General features: G+C 70.2%; 19 protein-coding genes, 1 pseudogene and 1 riboswitch. Of the genes and pseudogenes, 12 read left to right on the top strand and 8 right to left on the bottom strand.

Annotation, left to right across the window (positions count from 1 at the left end; genetic code table 11):
* Positions 1 to 160: 160 nt before the first annotated feature.
* From AB0H64_RS02610 to AB0H64_RS02600, 3 genes are all read right to left on the bottom strand, one after another.
* Positions 161 to 2,881 (bottom strand): AAA family ATPase, encoded by a 2,721-nt coding sequence (locus AB0H64_RS02610; protein ID WP_357619309.1) that lies wholly within the window; start codon positions 2,879 to 2,881, stop codon positions 161 to 163.
* Positions 2,882 to 3,042: 161 nt separating this feature from the next.
* Positions 3,043 to 3,714 (bottom strand): CHAP domain-containing protein, encoded by a 672-nt coding sequence (locus AB0H64_RS02605; protein ID WP_357619307.1) that lies wholly within the window; start codon positions 3,712 to 3,714, stop codon positions 3,043 to 3,045.
* A gap of 12 nt (positions 3,715 to 3,726) precedes the next feature.
* Positions 3,727 to 3,877: riboswitch (cyclic di-AMP (ydaO/yuaA leader) on the bottom strand.
* Between the two features lie 342 nt (positions 3,878 to 4,219).
* A complete protein-coding gene (locus tag AB0H64_RS02600) occupies positions 4,220 to 4,840 on the bottom strand; it encodes a DUF305 domain-containing protein (RefSeq protein ID WP_357619305.1) in 621 nt (206 codons plus the stop codon).
* A gap of 231 nt (positions 4,841 to 5,071) precedes the next feature.
* Here AB0H64_RS02600 and AB0H64_RS02595 point away from each other — a divergent pair, with 231 nt between their 5' ends.
* From AB0H64_RS02595 to AB0H64_RS02585, 3 genes are all read left to right on the top strand, one after another.
* Positions 5,072 to 5,476 carry a BlaI/MecI/CopY family transcriptional regulator gene (locus AB0H64_RS02595; RefSeq protein ID WP_357619303.1) on the top strand — a complete coding sequence of 135 codons (405 nt, stop codon included), beginning with the start codon at positions 5,072 to 5,074 and terminating at the stop codon, positions 5,474 to 5,476.
* A complete protein-coding gene (locus AB0H64_RS02590; protein WP_357619301.1) occupies positions 5,473 to 6,435 on the top strand; it encodes a M56 family metallopeptidase in 963 nt (320 codons plus the stop codon). Before AB0H64_RS02595 ends, AB0H64_RS02590 begins: the two co-directional genes overlap by 4 nt.
* A 67-nt stretch (positions 6,436 to 6,502) precedes the next feature.
* Entirely contained in the window at positions 6,503 to 7,387 is an 885-nt protein-coding gene (locus AB0H64_RS02585) for a F510_1955 family glycosylhydrolase (RefSeq protein ID WP_357619299.1), read from the top strand.
* A gap of 91 nt (positions 7,388 to 7,478) precedes the next feature.
* On the opposite strand, the gene AB0H64_RS02580 is transcribed toward AB0H64_RS02585, so the two are convergent.
* Both AB0H64_RS02580 and AB0H64_RS02575 read right to left on the bottom strand, forming a co-directional pair.
* Complete coding sequence (locus AB0H64_RS02580; protein WP_357619297.1) at positions 7,479 to 7,889, bottom strand: four-helix bundle copper-binding protein; 411 nt, start codon at positions 7,887 to 7,889, stop codon at positions 7,479 to 7,481.
* Positions 7,890 to 7,956: 67 nt separating this feature from the next.
* Positions 7,957 to 8,346, bottom strand: a complete 390-nt coding sequence (locus tag AB0H64_RS02575; protein WP_357619295.1) for a hypothetical protein — start codon at positions 8,344 to 8,346, stop codon at positions 7,957 to 7,959.
* 130 nt (positions 8,347 to 8,476) lie between these two features.
* Between AB0H64_RS02575 and AB0H64_RS02570 the strand changes: the two are divergent.
* The 3 genes and pseudogenes from AB0H64_RS02570 to AB0H64_RS02560 form a co-directional block, all read left to right on the top strand.
* Positions 8,477 to 8,572: pseudogene (locus AB0H64_RS02570) on the top strand (SHOCT domain-containing protein); the annotation flags it as partial.
* Positions 8,573 to 8,583: 11 nt separating this feature from the next.
* On the top strand, positions 8,584 to 8,955 hold the full coding sequence (locus AB0H64_RS02565; protein ID WP_357619293.1) for a BlaI/MecI/CopY family transcriptional regulator: 372 nt from the start codon (positions 8,584 to 8,586) through the stop codon (positions 8,953 to 8,955).
* Positions 8,952 to 9,902 (top strand): M56 family metallopeptidase, encoded by a 951-nt coding sequence (locus AB0H64_RS02560; RefSeq protein ID WP_357619291.1) that lies wholly within the window; start codon positions 8,952 to 8,954, stop codon positions 9,900 to 9,902. The genes AB0H64_RS02565 and AB0H64_RS02560 overlap by 4 nt, the downstream gene beginning before the upstream one ends.
* Positions 9,903 to 10,407: 505 nt before the next feature.
* Here AB0H64_RS02560 and AB0H64_RS02555 read toward each other — a convergent pair.
* Complete coding sequence (locus tag AB0H64_RS02555; RefSeq protein WP_357619289.1) at positions 10,408 to 10,641, bottom strand: heavy-metal-associated domain-containing protein; 234 nt, start codon at positions 10,639 to 10,641, stop codon at positions 10,408 to 10,410.
* Positions 10,642 to 10,819: 178 nt separating this feature from the next.
* Here AB0H64_RS02555 and AB0H64_RS02550 point away from each other — a divergent pair, with 178 nt between their 5' ends.
* Positions 10,820 to 11,788 (top strand): helix-turn-helix transcriptional regulator, encoded by a 969-nt coding sequence (locus tag AB0H64_RS02550; protein ID WP_357619287.1) that lies wholly within the window; start codon positions 10,820 to 10,822, stop codon positions 11,786 to 11,788.
* A 618-nt stretch (positions 11,789 to 12,406) separates the two neighbouring features.
* On the opposite strand, the gene AB0H64_RS02545 is transcribed toward AB0H64_RS02550, so the two are convergent.
* Entirely contained in the window at positions 12,407 to 12,682 is a 276-nt protein-coding gene (locus AB0H64_RS02545; protein ID WP_357619285.1) for an alpha/beta fold hydrolase, read from the bottom strand.
* A gap of 98 nt (positions 12,683 to 12,780) precedes the next feature.
* Complete coding sequence (locus tag AB0H64_RS02540; protein WP_357619283.1) at positions 12,781 to 13,452, bottom strand: TetR/AcrR family transcriptional regulator; 672 nt, start codon at positions 13,450 to 13,452, stop codon at positions 12,781 to 12,783.
* A 39-nt stretch (positions 13,453 to 13,491) separates the two neighbouring features.
* On the opposite strand from AB0H64_RS02540, the gene AB0H64_RS02535 reads away from it, so the two are divergent.
* The 5 genes from AB0H64_RS02535 to AB0H64_RS02515 are packed head-to-tail and all read left to right on the top strand — an operon-like array spanning position 13,492 to position 17,512.
* A complete protein-coding gene (locus AB0H64_RS02535; protein ID WP_357619281.1) occupies positions 13,492 to 14,922 on the top strand; it encodes an MFS transporter in 1,431 nt (476 codons plus the stop codon).
* On the top strand, positions 14,919 to 15,917 hold the full coding sequence (locus AB0H64_RS02530; protein WP_357619279.1) for a saccharopine dehydrogenase NADP-binding domain-containing protein: 999 nt from the start codon (positions 14,919 to 14,921) through the stop codon (positions 15,915 to 15,917). Before AB0H64_RS02535 ends, AB0H64_RS02530 begins: the two co-directional genes overlap by 4 nt.
* Positions 15,914 to 16,321 carry a hypothetical protein gene (locus tag AB0H64_RS02525; protein ID WP_357619277.1) on the top strand — a complete coding sequence of 136 codons (408 nt, stop codon included), beginning with the start codon at positions 15,914 to 15,916 and terminating at the stop codon, positions 16,319 to 16,321. The genes AB0H64_RS02530 and AB0H64_RS02525 overlap by 4 nt, the downstream gene beginning before the upstream one ends.
* Positions 16,267 to 16,668 (top strand): hypothetical protein, encoded by a 402-nt coding sequence (locus AB0H64_RS02520; protein WP_357619275.1) that lies wholly within the window; start codon positions 16,267 to 16,269, stop codon positions 16,666 to 16,668. Before AB0H64_RS02525 ends, AB0H64_RS02520 begins: the two co-directional genes overlap by 55 nt.
* The gene (locus tag AB0H64_RS02515) at positions 16,652 to 17,512 is read left to right on the top strand and encodes an alpha/beta hydrolase (protein ID WP_357619273.1); all 861 of its coding nucleotides are present in this window, start codon (positions 16,652 to 16,654) and stop codon (positions 17,510 to 17,512) included. The genes AB0H64_RS02520 and AB0H64_RS02515 overlap by 17 nt, the downstream gene beginning before the upstream one ends.
* The last annotated feature ends 292 nt before the right edge of the window (positions 17,513 to 17,804 follow it).

Below are 17,804 nucleotides of genomic sequence, written 5' to 3'. Positions count from 1 at the left end.
GGCCGGCGTCGTGATGCCCGGCGTGCTGTACGTCCACTTGGTGAAGCAGTGGCTCGTGAAGCGTCCTTGCGGGACTCCTGACGCGAGGAACATGACGTCGCCAACGTTAGGAAGGCCCCGGCGGTCGCCGAATCAGTGAAGTCGCCGGTCTCAGCCGGTATCAGGCTGGGCGATCGGCAAGGACCAGCCGCATGAGCTCGGCTCGCGAGGTGATGTCGGTCTTCTGGAAGACCTTGCGCAGGTGGTAGTCCACCGTGCGCGGGCTGAGGAACAGCTGGGCGGCGATCTCCCGGTTGGTCAACCCTTCGCCGACGGCCAGCGCGATGCGCAGCTCCTGCGCGGTGAGCGTGCTCAACGCTCCTGCTTCGGGGGTGCGTACCGACTCCCCCGTCGCGCGTAGCTCGCTCAGCGCACGGGCGGCCCAGGCGAGCGCGCCGATACGGCGGAAGGTGTCCACCGCGCCGCGCAAGTGATGCTGTGCCTCCGAACGTCGCCGGTCACGCCGCAAGCGCTCGCCGAGCAGCAACTCGGTCCTGGCATGCTCCAGCGGGGCGTCGAAGCCGGCGTGCAACCTCAGGCTCTCCGTGTAGTGGTCGTCGGCAGTGCCATCGGTGCTGATCAGCGCCCGGCAACGGGCCGCGAGCGCGGCCGGCTCCAGCGAGGCCGCGCGCCTGGCCCACCCGACGTAGCGGGCCGTGGCCGCGGCTGCCCGCTCGTGCTCGCCGGCGCGGACCAGCGCTTCGACGAGGTCGGGGACGACTCCCACGACCAGGTCCGGGGGCGTGTCGGTGTCCCAGCCGCCGACCGCTTCAAAGCGCCGCGCGGCCTCCCGATATCTGCCTGCGCCCAGCTCGATGAGGCCGAGCGCGCGCAGGGCATAGGACCTCGCGTCGGCCAGCCTGCGGCTGCTCGCTTCAGCCAGGACGTCGGCGGCCAGTTCGGCGGCGTCGGGACGGCCCTGGACGGCCGCACACAAGGCCAGCAGCCCCCGATGACGGCAGGCCGTACTCGGCTGGCCCACCTCCATGGCGAACTGGTACCCCTCCTCCGCATACGCCGCGGCGAACCCGAATCTGCCGCGCGCGATCTCGTCGGCGGCCTGATACTCCAGATTCCAGGCGAGCGCACCCAGCGATCCGCCGGTACGCGCCCGCCGCCCGGCGTCGCGGTACAGGCGCCTGCTCAGCTCGTGCTCGCCGAGTCCGCGAGCCAGGGCTCCGGCCAGAGTCATCAGGATCGGATCAGTGAGCGACTCGATCGCGGCGCCCTCCTCCGCCGTGGCAGGTGCCACATCACGGCCGGAACGGGCCTGGCAAGCACGGCGCAGGAGCAGCAGCACCGCGTCTCCCGGATCGTCCGGCGCCAGCGCGATGTTCTCCAGCCAGCCGGCGAGCTCGGACCATGCCTGCGGCCGGTTGGCGCGGGTGCCCAGGTCGCCGTACATCGCGACAGTGGGCGTGAACCGGCGCCGATCAAGGCGCAGTACGCGGGGGATCCACGGCCTGATGAGGTCCATCGCGTCCTCGGGCGAGCCGGCGAACTCGGCCATGATGGCGCGCATCACGGCCAGCGGGATCCGGTTCTCCTCGTCGAGGTGGGGCTCGCGCTCAGCTCGATCGAGCAGTTCCGCCGCCTTCCCGGTGAACCCGCCCAGGGCGGCGGCGTGCGCGGCGGACCACAGCCGCCGTCCCCGCCGCGGACCGTCCGCGGTGAGCTCGGCCGCCCTCGCCAACGCGGCCATGGCCGCGGCGGGGCCACCGCGCAGGGCGGCCTGCTCAGCCGAGCGCTCCAGCTCCTCGGCGGCCTGCTCGTCGGGTCCCATGGCGGCCTGGCCGAGATGCCAGGCACGGCGATGCTGGTCTGCCAGGCTGTCGAAGGCCGCGGCAAGGGCTCGATGGATCGCGGCCCGCCGGTCGGGCGTGGCGCTGTGATAGATCGCGGACCGGATCAGCGGATGCCGGAACACCAGCCGCGTCCCGTCGTAGGTCAGGAGCTCGTCGAGCTCGGCGCGGTGCAGCGGGCCGGTGTCCGCCTGCAGCGTCGCGGCCGCCTTCTCGAAGGTGTCGACGCCGCCCGTGCCATGGGCGGCGATGAGCTGCAGCAGCGGCAGCGACTCGGCGTGCCGTGCCCGGACCCTGGCCAGGAACGACCGCTGCAACGCGTCGGTCATGGCGAGCGGCTCGTGCGTGCCCTCCGGGGGCTGCTGCCTTCCGGCGAGCTCGATCAGGGCCAGGGGGTTCCCGCCCGTGGCGGTCAGCAGGTGGTTCTGCTCGCTGTCGGTCAGCCGCCGCCCGCCGAGGCGCTCGGCGAGCAACGCCTTGGCCGCCTCGCGGCCGAGGCCCATGAGCGGGACGCGGCGCACGTCGGGCAGGTCGGCGCCGTGCCCCTCATCGGCCCGCGCGGCCAGCGCCAGCGCGACGGGCTCGTTGCCCAGGCGGCGGGCGACGAACGCCAGCGTCTTCAGCGTCGGCTGGTCCGCCCAGTGCGCGTCGTCGACGACGCACAACACGGGGAGGGTGCCGGCCAGCAGGGACAACAACGACAGGGTCGACAACGCCACCAGGAACGGATCAGGTGGTGCTCCATGTGCGCGTCCGAACAGGATGTTCAGGGCCTGCGCCTGGGGGCCGGGCAGCTCGTCCACCGAGCCAAGCACGGGGAACAACAACTGGTGCAGGGTCGCGTACGCGAGATCCGACTCCGGTGCGGCGCCGACGGCGCGCAGCACCAGGAAGCCGGCCGCCCGCTCCTCCGCGTGGGACAGCAGGGTGGTCTTGCCGATTCCCGGCTCTCCGAGAAGGATCACCCCGCCGCCGCGTCCCTCGGTGGCGTGCCGCAGCAACGACTCGAGCAGATCTGTCTCGTCGTCTCTCCCCAGCACACGCCGAGCATAGAAATCCCGTGGTACTCGTGACAAAACGCCCCCGAGACCGGCGACTTCGCCGATGCGCCCGCCGCGGTGCTGCCCCTCCCACGTCGCATGGCGTCCTCGCGATGAGCGGTCGCATCGCGATCGTGGCAGGGGTACGCCGGCCCCGCCCGTCAGGCCTTGTACTGCGGGTATCCGTACCCGACGACCTGGGACGTGGGCCTGACGCGCTGCTCCACCTTGCCGTTGCCGGTGTTGCCTTCGATCGTGGTGATCGTGCCGTCTCCGTTGTCCTTCTTGACCAGGCCCATGTGGTCGATGCTGTCGATGGTCTTGGAGTCCCAGGAGAAGTAGACGACGGCGCCCGGCTTGGCGACGGTGCCCCACCGCTTGTTGGCTTTGAACCACTTGGCCCAGGTGATGGTGTAGGCGTCCCAGCCGACGGTGGAACGGAGCCCGGCCTTCTCACCCACCCAGGAGACGAACATGGCGCACCACGGCGCGTTGGCGTAGGCGCGGATGTTTCCGCCGTCCCGGGCGACGGTCTCGGCGGCCCGGGGGGATGTCATGTACCAGTTGTGGAAAGGCGTTCCGCCGCCGACGGCGTTCTCCGTGACGCCGATCTGGGACTCGGCCACCCTGATCAGGGCGTCCGCGGTCAGCCGGGCGGACTGCCGGGCAGGGGCGGCGTTGGCTCGCGAGATGCTCGACTGGTCGGTGGCCTGGTGATCGTCGGCGAAAGCCGGGATGCCGGCGAGCGCCGCGCTCACCGCGATGGTCACACCGACGGCGAGCCGGGGGAGGGCGGGGGAGGTGAGGGCACGGGAAAGAACGCGCGGGGACATGCGGGGACGTACTCCTTGCTTCCATGCCGCCTACCGGGTTAGCTGACGGGTTCGGGCGTGGAAGTGCCCTACGGGACCCCGTCTCGCGACGGGCGTCTCGATTCACCCCAAAGGGATTGGGTCCCCGGTTCCGCGATGATCGCGGATTCGGCGGTCGCGCCACTTGTGCAGGGAGTTCCTGCTGGACGCGGTCTCGGCGGTGTCAGAGACGCAGGCCCGGGTTTGCCCGAGGATGCGTCTACGAGCGCTCAAAGTAAGCGATGCGTATAGCGCGAGGCAAGTACGGGGCTGCCCAGGCATGCGTAAGCATCGCTTTGACCTGGGGTTCAGCGCCCAATCCTTTACCTTCTCGCGGTTTGCTGAAGTCATGCGCCACTGGGCGAACGTCGGCTCACCGACTATGTCGCGTAGTGGAGCATCTCTTCATTGATCTTGAGGTGAGATCCAAGGCGGAGGGTACGCCCGCAAGAGTGCCGGCCGCCCGTCGCGGGCGTCCGGCGCTCGGTCAGAGCCGGTTGAGCATCTTGCGCATCTGCTCGATCTCGGCCTGCTGCGACGCGGCGATGCTCTTGGCGAGCTCTTCGGCGTCGGGGTTCTGGCCCTGTGTTCGCTCGATCGTGGCCATGTGGATCGCGCCCTCGTGGTGGGCCATCATCATGCGGACGAACTGCTTGTCGAACGCGGTCCCCTTGGCGTCCTTGAGCTTGCCCATGTCCTCGGCGGACATCATGCCGGGCATACCGTGGTCCATGTGTCCCATGCCGGTGGGCTCCGGCTTGCCCCAGTCCTCGAGCCAGCCCCGCATGGTCTTGATCTCCGGCGCTTGGGCGTCCTTGATCTTCGTCGCGAGTTCCTTGATCTCCGGATCGCTCGCGCGGGTCTCGGCCAGCTCGGCCATCTCGACGGCCTGCTGGTGGTGGGGAATCATCATCTGCGCGAACATCACGTCCGCGTCATTGAACGACGCTCCAGGGTGCGTGGTGGCCATGTTCGCGACATCGCCGACGGCCGGCGTGGCGTGCCTTGGAGGTGAGCCACCGTTGCATGCCGTGAGCAGGACGAGTGCGCCGGCTCCCGCGGCCGTGGCGGATGAGACGCGCTTGATGATCGATCGGTTGATGGACATGGTTGACCCCCGTGGACGACCTGTGCCTGCAGCGAGGACGGACAAGTGGACGCGAGCCGAGGACATCGATCACGGGCATGACGACGCCCGTCCACCGCACATACCGGCGTGGCCGACCGTCCGTGCTGTCGCTCATCCGTCCCCCTGCACGGAGGTCGATACCCTGGCCTGCGGCAACTAGTGATGTCGTGCCGCATCATGGCAAGCCAGGTGTCTACGACCGCCAGTAGCATGAACATGGTCCTGCTGTTCAGAAGGGTTGACGTGGTGCGCGGTCTCGGAGAGCTTGAATCTACGATCATGGACCGCATGTGGGCCTACCGCCGGCCGGCGTCCGTGCGCGACGTGCTGGAGGACCTCCGCCGCGAGCGGGAGATCGCCTACACGACGGTGATGACCGTGATGGACAAGCTGCACACGAAGGGCCTGCTCAAGCGGGAGGCTGTCGGCAAGGCGTACATCTACCGGCCGGTCTCCTCCAAGGAGGCCCACACCGCCGATCTGATGCGCGAGTCGCTGGCCCGCAGCGGCAACCAGGCCGCCACCCTGGTCCACTTCCTGGAGCGCTTGACGCCCGAGGAGGCCGACGCCCTGGAGGCGGCTCTGAAGGTGTTCCCGCCGAGGGACCGCGCATGATCACGGCGATCGTGCCCGCCGCTGTGCTGACGATCTATGCGATCATCGCCGCGGTCGTGCTGCCCCGGCTGCTGGGCGAGGCGAGGTGGGCCGATCGGGCGCCCCGGCTGGCGATCGTGATGTGGCAGGCGGCGTGTGCGTCGGTGATCGTGTCCGTGCTGCTCGCCGTGTTCGTGCTCGCCGTCCCCGCGACGGTCGTGGGTCATGGCCTGGCCGAGTTCTTCGCGGCGTGCGCGGAGATGCTGACGGACGGCCCCGACCTGGCCATGGCGACCATGGGCTCCTCCGCCGCCGTCGCCGGCGCGCTGATCCTTCGTGTCGCCTGGTGCGCCGTCTCTGTGCTGACCGGTGCCCGTGCCGAGCGGCGCCGCCATGCCGAGGCGCTCGCCCTGCTCGGCCGGCACGACGGCGCGCTGGACGCGATCGTCGTGGACTTCGACGAGCGGCTCGCGTACTGCGTGCCCGGCCGGCGCGGCAGAGCGGTGATCACCACGGCCGCGCTGCGCGATCTCAGCGAGGAGGAAGCCTCGGCCGTGATCGCGCACGAGCGGGCGCACCTGCGCGGCCGTCATCATCTCGTGCTGGCCTTCGGCGAGGTCCTTGCCCGGGCGTTTCCGGCGGTCCCGCTGTTCGAGCGGGCCAGGACGGAGCTGGCTCGCCTGGTCGAGCTGCTGGCCGACGACCTGGCCGCCCGCCGTCATCCCCGCATCGTCATCGCCGCCGCGCTGGTGCGCCTGGCCACCGGCCGTGCGCCCGCCTTCACCCTCGGGGCCGGCGGCGAGACCGCACTGATCCGCGTACGACGCATGCTCACCCCGGAGCCGCCTCTCGACCGCCGGGGACGCCTCGCCGGGGCGCTGGCGGTAGGGCTCCTGCTCGCAGGACCGGCCATGGTGGCCCTCGTGCCGGGCTTCGCGTCGTTGCTGGCGCACCACTGCCACGAGCTCCTCTTCGCCTGAGCGCGGTCAACGACGCTACGTAGTAGTTAGGGATAGTCTTGGCCTATCCGTCTCCTACAACGAGGTCATGTCCATGCGCGTCAACCATTGCGGGGTCCGGGCGGCGGGGGCGCTGCTGGTCGCGGCGGCGATGTCAGCAGCCGTGGCCGGTTGCGGCGACCAGCCGCAGAACAGTGCCCATGGCGCGGATCCGGGCATCGGGCACATCCATGGCCTGGGCGTCGATCCGGCCGATGGAGCTGTTCATGTCGCCGGCCACTACGGGCTGTTCAAGGTCAAAAGCGGCACGCTTGCCGAGCGGGTCGCCGGCCGCGTTCAAGATCACATGGGATTCACGGTGACAGGCCCCCGGACCTTTCTGGCCAGCGGTCACCCGGGCGAGGCGGCCGCCGATGCCGCACCGCATCTGGGACTGATCCGTACCACCGACGCGGGTCAGACCTGGACCACGGTGTCCGAGGGAGGGACGGCGGACTTTCACGCGCTGCAACCGGCCGGAGAGACCCTCTATGCCTACGACAGCCAGTCCGGCAGGCTCCGCCGGAGCGCAGACGGAGGGCAGACGTGGACGCAAGGTGCCGATGAAAAAGTCATCGACCTCGCGGCCGGTCCTGACGAGCCCACGACCGTCTACGCCACCACGCCAGAGGGGTTGAAGGTCAGCGGAAACGGCGGCATGGAGTTCGACCCGGTGGCCGATGCGCCGCTCCTGAGCCACGTTGACCAGCCGGCGAAGGGCTTCCTCGTGGGCACCGGTGCGGACGGCGCGCTGCACACCAGCGGCGACGGCGGCAAGTCGTGGCGGAACGGCGGCAAACTCCCCGGCTCCGCTGTGGCCTTCACCGCGATCGACACCAAGCGCCTGCTGGCCGCGACCGAGGACGGCACGGTCCTGGAGTCGAAGGACGGGGGTGAGACCTTCGCCACGGTCTTCAGGTCGGTGAACGGCTGAGAAACGGCATCCGCCGGGGACCCTGAGAGCATCGGCTCTCAGGGGCGCGCTTCGCGCGGCGTCAACCGCAGCCCCGCACCTCGCTGGTCGGTCAGCCAAGCGTGCTGATGAGCTCGCGGCAGGCACGCTCGCAGTCGCGGCACGCCTGGGCGCAGACCGCGCAGTGTTCGTGCTGCTTGCCGTGCTGCTCGCACTCGTCGCCGCAGGCCTTGCACGCCTGCGCGCACGCCTGGAGGACGGCGCGGGTGAGGGTGGCGTCGTAGCCGGTGTGCCGTGACAGCACGCGGGCGGTCGTCTCGCAGATGTCCGCACAGTCGAGGTCGGTGCGGATGCATGTGGCGAGCTCCGCCACCATGTCCTCGCTCAGGCAGGCGTCGGCGCAGGCCGTACACGCCTGGGCGCACCGCAGGCACTCCTCGATGCAGGCGGTGAGCCGGGCCCGGTCGACGTTTCCCAGGTCCTTGGGATAAGCGGAGAGCATCTCCGCGACCTGAAGGGTCATGCCGCTTCCTCGCTTCCTCCGTTGAGGTTGCCTCTGCCCGCCCCTGCCCTTCGCCGGAACCCGCTAACTAGGGAACGTAGTAGAACTGCGGGCTGCGCTGGTTGAGTCCTGATCGGTGCCACGCGAGTGACCAGAGATCAACGCGGGAGAGCGCATCGCTCGGGCGAAGCTGTTCAAGGCGTCGGCACCGGCTGCGCGAGGGCCAGGTGAGGACCAGCGCGGCCGCCATGGCGAGCCCCACCGCCACCGCGCCGCTCTCCGCCTTCGCGCGGTCCCGGGCGCAGTCGGCCTTGAGCAGGTCGAGGGCGATGAGGGCGAGCAGCGCGCAGCCGGCCCGCGCAAGGTGGCTCGGTGGCACCTTCGACCCGGGCAGGCGGAAACCTGAGAGATAGATTGGCCTTTGGGGCTTCGCTGGAAGTGCGGTGCCGCCCTCGGGGGTGGTCGTGATGTGCGACATGGGCGTGATGGGAGCAGCCATGCTCTCCTGGACCGTAGGTGCTCTGGCGGTGCTTGCCCTGGCAGGGGCGGTCACGTGGTGGCTGCTTCGCACCTTGGCCACGGGTGGCTCGGCCCCGCAGCAACCGCCGGTCGACGCCGCGCACGAGGAACTGCGCCGCCGGTACGTGGCCGGTCAGATCGAGCGCGAAGAGTTCCTGCAGCGCAAGGTGGACCTGGAGTCGTAAGGAGAGTCGCGGTGCGCGGATTCGGCGAACTGGAGGCCGCGATCATGGACGTGATGTGGGCAGCCGAAGCGGCGCTGCCCGTGCGAGAGGTCCTGAATCGGCTGCGCCCCGACCGCGAGCCGGCGTTCACCACGGTCCAGACGGTCATGGACATCCTTTACCGCAAAGGGTGGGTGGACCGCCGACTCGAGGGGCGTGGCTACCGCTACTGGGCCACGGCCGGCAGGGAGGACTACGTGGCCGGTCTGATGTCCAGCGCGCTGAAGTCGAGCCCGGACCGTGCCGCCGCGCTCGCACGGTTCGTCGAGCGGATGAACCAGACCGAGATCGAGGAGCTGCGCGCCGCCCTGGGGGACGCTCGGGCAGGGGAGCCGCCGCCATGAACACGGCGATGCTGCTGCTGACCTATGCGGTCGTGCTGGGGACGGTGGTACCGGCGATGCTCCGGCGGGCTTCGTGGGTGGATCGGGCGCCGCGGCTGGCGATGGCCGCCTGGCGCTCCCTGGCGGTCGCGGTGCTCGGCGCGGCGTTGCTGGCCGGGTTGACGATGGTGGTGCCCTTCAGCCCGTTGGGCGTCGAGCTGACCCGTGCGCTCAACGGCTGCGTGATGATGTTGAACGAGGCGTACGCCACCCCGCAAAGGGTGTTGACCATCATGGCCTTCCTGCTGTTGTCGGCCGCGATCATCACGCGGGTGACGTACGGCATCGGCGTGGAGCTGGGTCGTGCATGGTGGGAGCGGCGCCGGCACATGGCCGTGCTGCGGATGGTGGCCCGCCGCGATGTCCGGCTCGGGGTCCTGGTCGTTCATCACCGCGAGGCCATCGCGTATTGCCTGCCGGGGCGTCATGGCTCCATCGTTCTGAGCAGCTCCGCCCTGTCCGCTCTCGGCGACCGGCGGCTGGCGGCGGTGCTCGCCCACGAACGGGCTCACCTACGCGGCCGTCATCATCTGTTCACCACCACCGCTCGGGGACTCAGACGAGCCTTTCCGTTCATCACTCTGTTCGCCACGGCCGAACGGGAGATCGACCGGCTGGCCGAGCTGGCGGCCGACGACGCCGCCGTCCGCGCATCCGACCGGCTGACCGTCGTCGATGCCCTGCTCACGCTGGCTGATGACCATGTGATGCCGGGGCACGCTCTGGGGGTCGCCACTCATGAGACAGGGCGGCGGGTCCGCCGGCTGCTGCAGCGCACACCACCGCTGCGCCCGGCCGTCACCCTGGTCATCGCTCTCCTGGCCTGGACGGCGATGGCGGCACCTCTGGTGGCCGCGGTCGTGCCTGCCGTGGCGACGATCGGTATCGATTGCTGTCCCACGCGCTGAGGCATTTGCCATCGAGCCCCGAACGCTGTGAACTTCCTCGATTCGCCTAAGACGCTTAGGTGTAACGAGGGCGCACGGGGGGCACATCCAAGGGGAGGCGCCTGATCAGCGTGAAACAGGCCGACCAGGTTCAACACAGCCTGACACGCGTGCGCTCACCACATCAGCCACCGCGGCGGCGGCGTCACTGTTTGGACCCCGAGGTTGGAGCCGCCGCCGCGGCGCTCGTCCTGATGGGATGCGTCCACGGCCACGCGCGGAGCACCATGGGCACCGGCACTCCGCGCACTCCGGCGGCCCGGGCAACGTGTCCTGGGGTACGGCGGTGTCCGCGACCCCGCACTGTCTCACCGGATGCGCCATCGGCGGACACGCGGTCGTCCACGCCCACCACCATTGAACAGCGGGCCGGCGCGGACAGGGCCGGAAGCACCGCGGGCCGCAGCCGGATGGCTGCGGCCGCGTGCGTGGGCACGACCCTCTCGAGTTCTGGAAGCGTGCCCTCCTACCGCGGGATCACCCCGCAGCCCGCCGCCTCCATCGCCGTACGGATCGCCGCCTCGTCAACGGGGCCGTCGGTGAGGATGCTGATCCGTGATGTGGCCGGTGTGACATCCACCCCGACGACACCGGGCACCTGGATGAGCTCCGCCTTGATGTCGGCCACACAGTGATCGCAGGCGTCCGGGAGGAGGCCGGTGACCTGGTACGCGACAAGACTGTAGGCAACAGTGATCATGAGAGGTCTCCCTTCGACAGCGTGAGTCGCTCATCCACGATCGTCGTGGAGCGTGGGGCCGGACGGAATGCGTGAGCGGTGTCCACAGCACGCCATGGCGCGAACCGGAAGCCCCGGCGCCGGGCGGGGGACAGGCGTCTGCCATCGTTCGGAGAAACCGGCAGGAAGTGGGGAATAGGTGCCGTACGAAGCCGACGACGAAGTCGCCAGGACGCTCTACGCCCGCATGCGCGAGCGTGACGAGTCGCTGCCCGAGGCGGCCGCGGCCATGGACCTGACCGCTGCCGAGGCGGCCCGTGCTCGTGACGTGCTCGACCGGCTCCACCTCCTGCACACGGAGACCGGCACCTCCGTAGAGGCCGTCGCGGCGCTCGGACGCAGTCTCCAGGAAAGCCATCGCCTGCTGGACCGCCTGGTGGAGCAGCAGGTCAAGGCAGCCGCGCTGGCAGGCGGATACTTGACCCTGCCCGGCCGGCTGGACGAGAACGCGCACGTCGAGTTCTTCCCCCGCCATGACCCGCGCGGACGGCTCGGCCGACGGATGTTCGAGCTGAGTGAGCTGGCCAGGGACGAGATCGTGGGCATGCACCCGGTCGCCGGCTGGACGCGTGAGTCCCTGGAGGAAGGCCTGGCACGCAACGAGCTGACGATCGCCAAAGGTGTCCGGGTCCGCAGCCTCCACGCCCAACGTGCCTTCGGCGACCCGCTGCTTCGGGACTTCGCGAAGAGGTGGCTGCAGACGGGCATCGAGGTGCGAGGGGCTCCGGTGATCCCGACGCGGATGCTCATCTACGACAGGCACACGGCGATCATTCAGGCGGACCCGGACGACCTGGAGGCCGGAGCCGTGCTGATCCGTGGCGGCGCGGTGGTGCGATCGCTGGCGGCGATCTACGACTACTGCTGGATGACCGCCTCGGAGCTCAGCGACGTGCCCCACTCATCCGACTTCGGCGCGCTCACCGACCAGCAGCGCGCCGTTCTCCGGATGCTGGCCGCCGGCGCCAAGGACTCCGCCATCGCTCGCGGCCTGGGCGTTTCCACCCGTACGGTCACCCGGGTGGTGGGCGAGCTGACCGCGATGCTCGGCGCGACCAGCCGCTTCCAGGCCGGGGTCCGCGCGGCCCGGCTGGGCTGGCTCGACTGAAGCTTGTGTACGCCCCTTGTCCTGACCTCAGTGCGCTGGAGGAGGCGCTGACCTCTTGGGGAGCGGTGCTGTCAGCCCCGGTCCATCAAGATGATCAGGCATACGCCCGGGCGGCTGGGCCTACGGCCAGTCGAAGATCGGGGTGACGTTCCTGCGGTTGCGGACGCAGCAGGGCCGGCATCTGTTCACGTTGAAGTGGAGCACGAGACCGAGATCGCTGATCGCGAGCAGATGCATGACGCGATCGTCGCGATGGGTTTCCGCCCCACGGTCCGCATCGTGAAGACGGCCGCACCGCGCCCGAACTTCAGGCCAAGAGCCGCCACCGGCACCTGGCCAGCCTCGGCCGCTACATCCGTCTCGGTGAGGAGACCTCCGCCCGCATCACCGCCGAGCATGACCCTGCCAAACGGCGCCGTCGCACCGGCTAACCTCACGGGAACTCCTCAGCCAGCACCAGGCCGCGATGCTCTGGCCTGACTCACGCAGAGGTGTGTACCAGACAGCCTCAGTAGTACGCCACGGCGCCTCACATCCCGAAAGCCACGTAATCGCAGGTCAGAGATAGGTTCGTTGAATCTTCCCCGATTGTTACCGGGACCCCTGGTTCGTGGACGGTCACGGTCTGGCACAGCCGGGGGTGGTGGAGGGCGAGCAGCAGGGCGGCGTGGCACCGTAGGAGTGGCCGACGACGTGGGCGGGGGCGGGATCGAGGGCGGCGATGAGGCGGGCGAGGTCGTCGACGTCCTCGCCGACGCGTCCCTGCCCGGGAGGGCAGTCGCTGGCTCCGTGGCCGCGCCGGTCGTAGCGCACGACGTGGTGATGGGGCGTGAGGCGTGGGAGGAGCCTGTCCCAGCCGTGGTGGGTGTCCCAGGACCCGTGTACGAGGATCATGGGCTGTCCGTGCCCGCTGCGCTGGTAGTGCGGGCGGAGGCGGTCAACGAGTACGCAGGGCATGCAGCGTGTCTTTCCTGGGTTCGGCGGGGCGGGATTCAGGCGTGGAGGTCCGGCGTGGTGAGCAGGCGGGCGAGCGCGTCGGTGGCCCAGTCGTGCCACCGCTGGTGGGTCCATCCGCGGTCGTTGACGAGCAGGTTGTAGGTCTCCGGCGAGAGCAGCGCCAGGGCGATGTCGGTGGCGGCTTCGGTGGTGAGCCCGTCGCGCAGGGCCGCCTTGCGGGCCAGGGCGTCGGCGAAGACGCGCTGGACGGTGAGCCGTTGCTGGAGGTTCGTGGTCCAGACCTCGGCGAGGTCGGGGTCGGTGGTGGCGGCGCTGCGCACGACGTCGAGCAGGGGTGCGGCACGCAGGTAGATGTCTCCGGCGCCGGCGACCTGGCGGCGCAGCTGCCGGAGTGGGTCTGGGTCGGCGAGCGCGTCGCGGACCCAGGGGCGTTCCAGGGTGGGGATGGGTTCGTCGTCGCCGGCGATGGCCAGGTCGAGGGCGGTGGTGAGGATGGCCCGTTTGGTGCCGAAGGCGTAGTAGACGGTCTGCTCGCTCACCCCGGCCTTGTCGGCAATGGCGGTGATGCTGGTGGTGGTGTAGCCCGCCGTGGTGAACAGGTCGGTGGCGGCAGTGGTGATGCGGGCGCGGGTGGATCGGGCTCGCGCGGTGCGCCCGTCTTCCTTCTCGGGTCCGCGTCCGGCCTGGTGTCGTCGTGTTTCGCTCACGACTTGACTATAGCGTCACTATAGAAACATTCTTATAGCGTGACTACAAAAACATGGGGCCGGGGTGGGCTCGCGGCATTGCTGCTGCTGACCTCGGTCGAGCTCGTGGTGTTCCTCGAGGTGTCGATCGTCAACGTCGCGCTCCCGACACTGGGCGTGGCGCTGGCGTTCACCGAAACCGGCCTGGCCTGGGTCGTCAACGCCTATCAGCTGACCTTCGGCGGTTTTCAGCTCGTCGCCGGCCGGGCCGCCGACCTGCTCGGCCGCCGCCGGATGTTCCAGGCCGGCATCGCGCTGTTCACGGTGGGGTCGCTGGTGTGCGGGCTCGCGCCCGACGCCGGCTCACTGCTCGCCGGCCGGGCGGCGCAGGGCGTCGGCGCGGCGATCGTGGTCCCTGCCGAACTGGCGCTGCTCGCCGCGATCTTCACCGAGCCCGCGGCCTACCGGCGGGCGTTCGGGGTGTGGAGCGCCATGGCGGCCGCCGGCGCCGGCTCCGGCGTGGCGCTGGGTGGGATCCTCACCCAGACGCTCGGCTGGCCGTGGATCTTCCTGATCAACATTCCCATCGGCATGGTGGCGCTCATCGCGAGCCCGCGCCTGCTCCCCGCGGACCCGCCGCGAACCACCACCCTGCCGCGCCTGGATCTGGTGGGCGCACTCACCGGCACCGGATGCCTGCTGGCGATGGTGTTCGTGGCCTCCGAGCTCCCCGCACGTGGCTGGGACGCCCTCACCCTCGCCGCGACCGCGGTCACCGTGGCGTTCGCCGGCGTGTTCGCGGTCAACCAGCGGCGCTGCCCGCAGCCGATCCTGCCCCACGGCCTGCTGCGCGAGCGCGAGGTGCGCGCGGGCACCGTGGCCAATGCGCTGGTGGGCGCCGCGCACGTACCGGCGTTTGTGCTGCTGTCGTTGATGCTGCAAGAGGTCATGGGATATTCGGCGATCGCCGCCGGGTTCGCCGTGCTGCCGATCGCGGCGGTCAACATGGTGACCGCCAGGACGGTGCTGCCCTGGGCGGTGGGGCGTTTCGGGACGCGCCTGGTGCTTGCGGCGGGCATGGGCCTGCTCGGGTCCGGACTGACCGGATACGCGATTTTCCTGCACCCCAGTGCCGGTTTCCTCACCGTGGTGCTGCCCTTCAGCATCGTCTTCGCCATGGGACTGCCGGCGGTCTTCATCGGCTCCACCGCCTCAGCCGTGCGCGCCGCGCCCGCCGACCAGCAAGGGGCCGCCTCCGGCCTGCTCAACACCGCTCAGCGGGTGGGCGCCGCGCTCGGCCTGACCGGCGTGCTGCTGGCCGCGGCGGCGTGGACGGGCTCGTCAGGAGACGTCGCCGGCGGCCTCAGGGTCGGCTTCGCCATCGCCGCCGGCCTGGCGGTCCTCGGGATCATCTGCGGCCTGGTCATGTTCACCCGCCGGAACGTTGACCCGGCCACCACCCCGCGAACGCAAGGAGTAAACCGCCGATGAAGACCGTCCTCATCCTGGGCGGCTACGGCGCGGTCGGCCGCGAGGCCGCCGCCGCGCTCGTCAGCCGTCCCGGCACGAACGTCATCGTGGCCGGGCGCAACCCGGGCAAGACCTCGCCCGTCCCCGGGGCCACGGCGATGCGCGTGGACGCCGCCGACCCGGCCGATCTGTCCCGGGCGTTGGACGGGGCCGGCACCGTTCTCATGTGCGCAGAGATCGACAACGTCCGCGTCGCCCGCGCCTGCGTGGAGCGCGGCATCAGCTACGTGGACGTGACGGCCTCCCACCCGCTGCTCACCGGCCTGCGGCAGTTGGACGGGCCGGCCAGGGAACACGGCGCCACACTTGCGCTCAGCGTCGGCCTCATCCCCGGTGTCACCAACCTGCTGGCGCGCTTCTGCGCCGAGCACTCGGCGGCGGACGGCCTGCTCATCGGCGCGTTGCTCGGCTCAGGTGAAGCGCACGGGCCCGCCGCGCTCGCCTGGACGCTGGACGGGCTCGGGCAGTTGGAGGGCTCATGGACGATGCGGTTCCCGGAGCCGTATGGCGAGCGCACCGTGCACCGCTTCCCGTTCTCCGACCAGTACACCCTGCCCACCACCCTCGGGGTGGGCGCGGCCCGTACGGGATTGTGCCTGGACTCTCGCCTGCTCACCCGGCTGCTGTCGGTGGCCAGGCGGCCGGCCGTCGCCCGCCTGCTGCGCCGTCCCGAGGTTCGCCGCCTGCTGCTGCCCGCGCTCGGCGCGGTCCATGTCGGCGGGGACGGCTTCGCCGTGACGGTGCGCTGCGGCACGGTCCGGGCCTCCTTCAGCGGACGGCGGCAAAGCCGCGCCACCGGGCGAATGGCCGCCCTGCTCATCCGCCACCTGCCCGGCCTGCCGGCCGGCGCACACCACGTCGAGCAACTCGTGGATCCCGCTGCCTTCCTGACCGAGCTGGCCGCCGACGGATTCGACCTCGACCTCGGCGACGGCCGTCAGGGCACGCCCGCATGACCGTCACCGAAGCCGCCCGCGGCGCGCGGGTGCCGGCACCGGACCTGGCCCGGGGCGGCATGCTCCTGCTCATCGCCGTGGCCAACACCCAGATGCGTGAAGTGGACGTGCTGATCACCGCTCACGTAGCTGGCCACCGCGTGGAGATCGGTATCGAGTGCTGGGGGCGCTCCAGGAAGGACGCTGTGTCCTGGGTGGAGGAGATACGGGCCAAGCACGATGACCTGCCTACTGATCGTTTGGTGCTGGTCTCGGCGGTCGCCAAGGCGCGCCACTATGGCATCGAGGCGGTCACGCCTGGTCAGCCGATCGCGGAGGACGGTCCCTGGCCAGGCTCGGGGATCCGAGGGTGGAGTTTCGTGATGTCACCTACGAGCGGCTGGTGGCCGTCCGCGGCACCTTAGAGGTCGACGGGCAGCCTCGCATGGTCGAGCTCACCATTGATCATGTCTTGTTCGCCGCCGACGGTGCCGAACTCGGCCGCCTCGCCGATCTGGTGAAGTACACCCTGGAGCGGCTCGACCTGCGAGCGGCGGTCGCGGGGGCGTGTGATGGCGATCAGTATCTGGTGACCGACGTCACTCGGCCGCGATTTCATCGCGCCGAGACCGGCCCGGTTGAGGTGTATCTGCGCAGCGAGAGCGTTCCTCCGCAGCTCATGCTGCTCGGGCTTCAGATCGTTCAGCGTGAAAATCCGGTGCAGGCGTCGCTCGTTCGCGGCCATGATGAGGATCATGAGCGTGCGCATTGACGATCCCGCCCGGCTCGGGGAGAGCCGGCTCCCAGACGGACGGCTGCTTGGCTGGGCCGAGTGGGGGCCGCCGGACGGCATTCCGGTGTTGCTGTGCCCAGGCGCGGCCACGAGCCGGTGGCTCGGCTTCGGCGCTGATGCCGTCGATGCGCTCGGGGTGCGCCTCGTCTCCGTGGATCGCCCTGGACTTGGCACCTCGACACCCGCGCCCGGCCGGACGTTCGCCGACTTCGTCGACGACATTCGCCATCTCGCCGCGCTGCGCGGGTTGGGATCGCCGGCGTTGATCGGCAATTCGCAAGGCGCGCCGTTCGCGCTCGCGTGCGCCGCGGAGGGCGTCGCTGCCAGGTTGGCCATCGTGTCCGCCGCGGACGAGGTCGCCGCGCCGGAGTTCGCCGGGGCACTGCCTACCGAGCTGCGCGAGCTCGTCGACAAGGTCGCCTGTGACCCGACCGGGGCAGAGAAGTTCTTCACCGGCTTCGGCGCGGCCGCGATGTGGGACATGGTCATGGGCGGGAGTCCAGAGTCTGACCTGGAGGTATATCTGAGTCCTGCGTTCGAGGCCGCCTACCGCCGGGCCCTGAACGAAGGGTTCGCCCAGGGGGCGGGCGGCTATGCCCGTGACACCGTCTTGGCCATGGGGCGATGGCCGTTCGACCTTGAGAAGATCGCCGTTCCGGTCGATGTCTGGTACGGCGAGCAGGACATCAGCCACTCACCGGACAACGGAGCGACACTTGCTGCCCGGATCCCCGGGGCCGTCCGGCACCTCGTGCCAGGGATCGGTGGCGCGGTGCTGTGGACCCACGCCGAGTCGATCCTCCGCTACCTGACTGGAAGATGATCAAGCTCGGTGACGCTGGAGGTGGATCCGGTCACCGGCCGCAGCGGCCATGACCGGCCACCTGACCACGCATGACCTGTCGCTGGCCATGCCGCACAGTGGCCCCCGCAGGAAGTCCCGTCTACCGGCTGGTGGCCACGGTGACCCTCAGGGGATGAGGTCGAGTTCCACGTCGCCGCTGATCGAGCGGAGCGGGAAGGGCTGGCCGGTGACGATGGGGACGCGGCGGCGGAGTGCGGCGTCCACGACGCTGGCCGCGCGGTGACCGCTTCGGGCGCCGAGATGCCGGCGG

Source organism: Nonomuraea sp. NPDC050733 (genome assembly GCF_040654215.1).
Classification (GTDB): domain Bacteria; phylum Actinomycetota; class Actinomycetes; order Streptosporangiales; family Streptosporangiaceae; genus Nonomuraea.
Note: the sequence above shows the minus strand (reverse complement) of the source record. Positions and strands in the feature narration are given on the sequence as shown.

Excerpts from the sequence above, each read along its gene's own strand:
- AB0H64_RS02600 (WP_357619305.1), bottom strand. The coding sequence starts at position 4,840 with ATGTCCATCAACCGATCGATCATCAAGCGCGTCTCATCCGCCACGGCC.
- AB0H64_RS02515 (WP_357619273.1), top strand. The coding sequence starts at position 16,652 with ATGAGCGTGCGCATTGACGATCCCGCCCGGCTCGGGGAGAGCCGGCTC.
- AB0H64_RS02575 (WP_357619295.1), bottom strand. The coding sequence starts at position 8,346 with ATGTCGCACATCACGACCACCCCCGAGGGCGGCACCGCACTTCCAGCG.
- AB0H64_RS02525 (WP_357619277.1), top strand. The coding sequence starts at position 15,914 with ATGACCGTCACCGAAGCCGCCCGCGGCGCGCGGGTGCCGGCACCGGAC.
- AB0H64_RS02605 (WP_357619307.1), bottom strand. The coding sequence starts at position 3,714 with ATGTCCCCGCGCGTTCTTTCCCGTGCCCTCACCTCCCCCGCCCTCCCC.
- AB0H64_RS02545 (WP_357619285.1), bottom strand. The coding sequence starts at position 12,682 with ATGATCCTCGTACACGGGTCCTGGGACACCCACCACGGCTGGGACAGG.
- AB0H64_RS02580 (WP_357619297.1), bottom strand. The coding sequence starts at position 7,889 with ATGACCCTTCAGGTCGCGGAGATGCTCTCCGCTTATCCCAAGGACCTG.
- AB0H64_RS02555 (WP_357619289.1), bottom strand. The coding sequence starts at position 10,641 with ATGATCACTGTTGCCTACAGTCTTGTCGCGTACCAGGTCACCGGCCTC.
- AB0H64_RS02530 (WP_357619279.1), top strand. The coding sequence starts at position 14,919 with ATGAAGACCGTCCTCATCCTGGGCGGCTACGGCGCGGTCGGCCGCGAG.
- AB0H64_RS02590 (WP_357619301.1), top strand. The coding sequence starts at position 5,473 with ATGATCACGGCGATCGTGCCCGCCGCTGTGCTGACGATCTATGCGATC.
- AB0H64_RS02560 (WP_357619291.1), top strand. The coding sequence starts at position 8,952 with ATGAACACGGCGATGCTGCTGCTGACCTATGCGGTCGTGCTGGGGACG.
- AB0H64_RS02585 (WP_357619299.1), top strand. The coding sequence starts at position 6,503 with ATGTCCATGCGCGTCAACCATTGCGGGGTCCGGGCGGCGGGGGCGCTG.
- AB0H64_RS02595 (WP_357619303.1), top strand. The coding sequence starts at position 5,072 with ATGAACATGGTCCTGCTGTTCAGAAGGGTTGACGTGGTGCGCGGTCTC.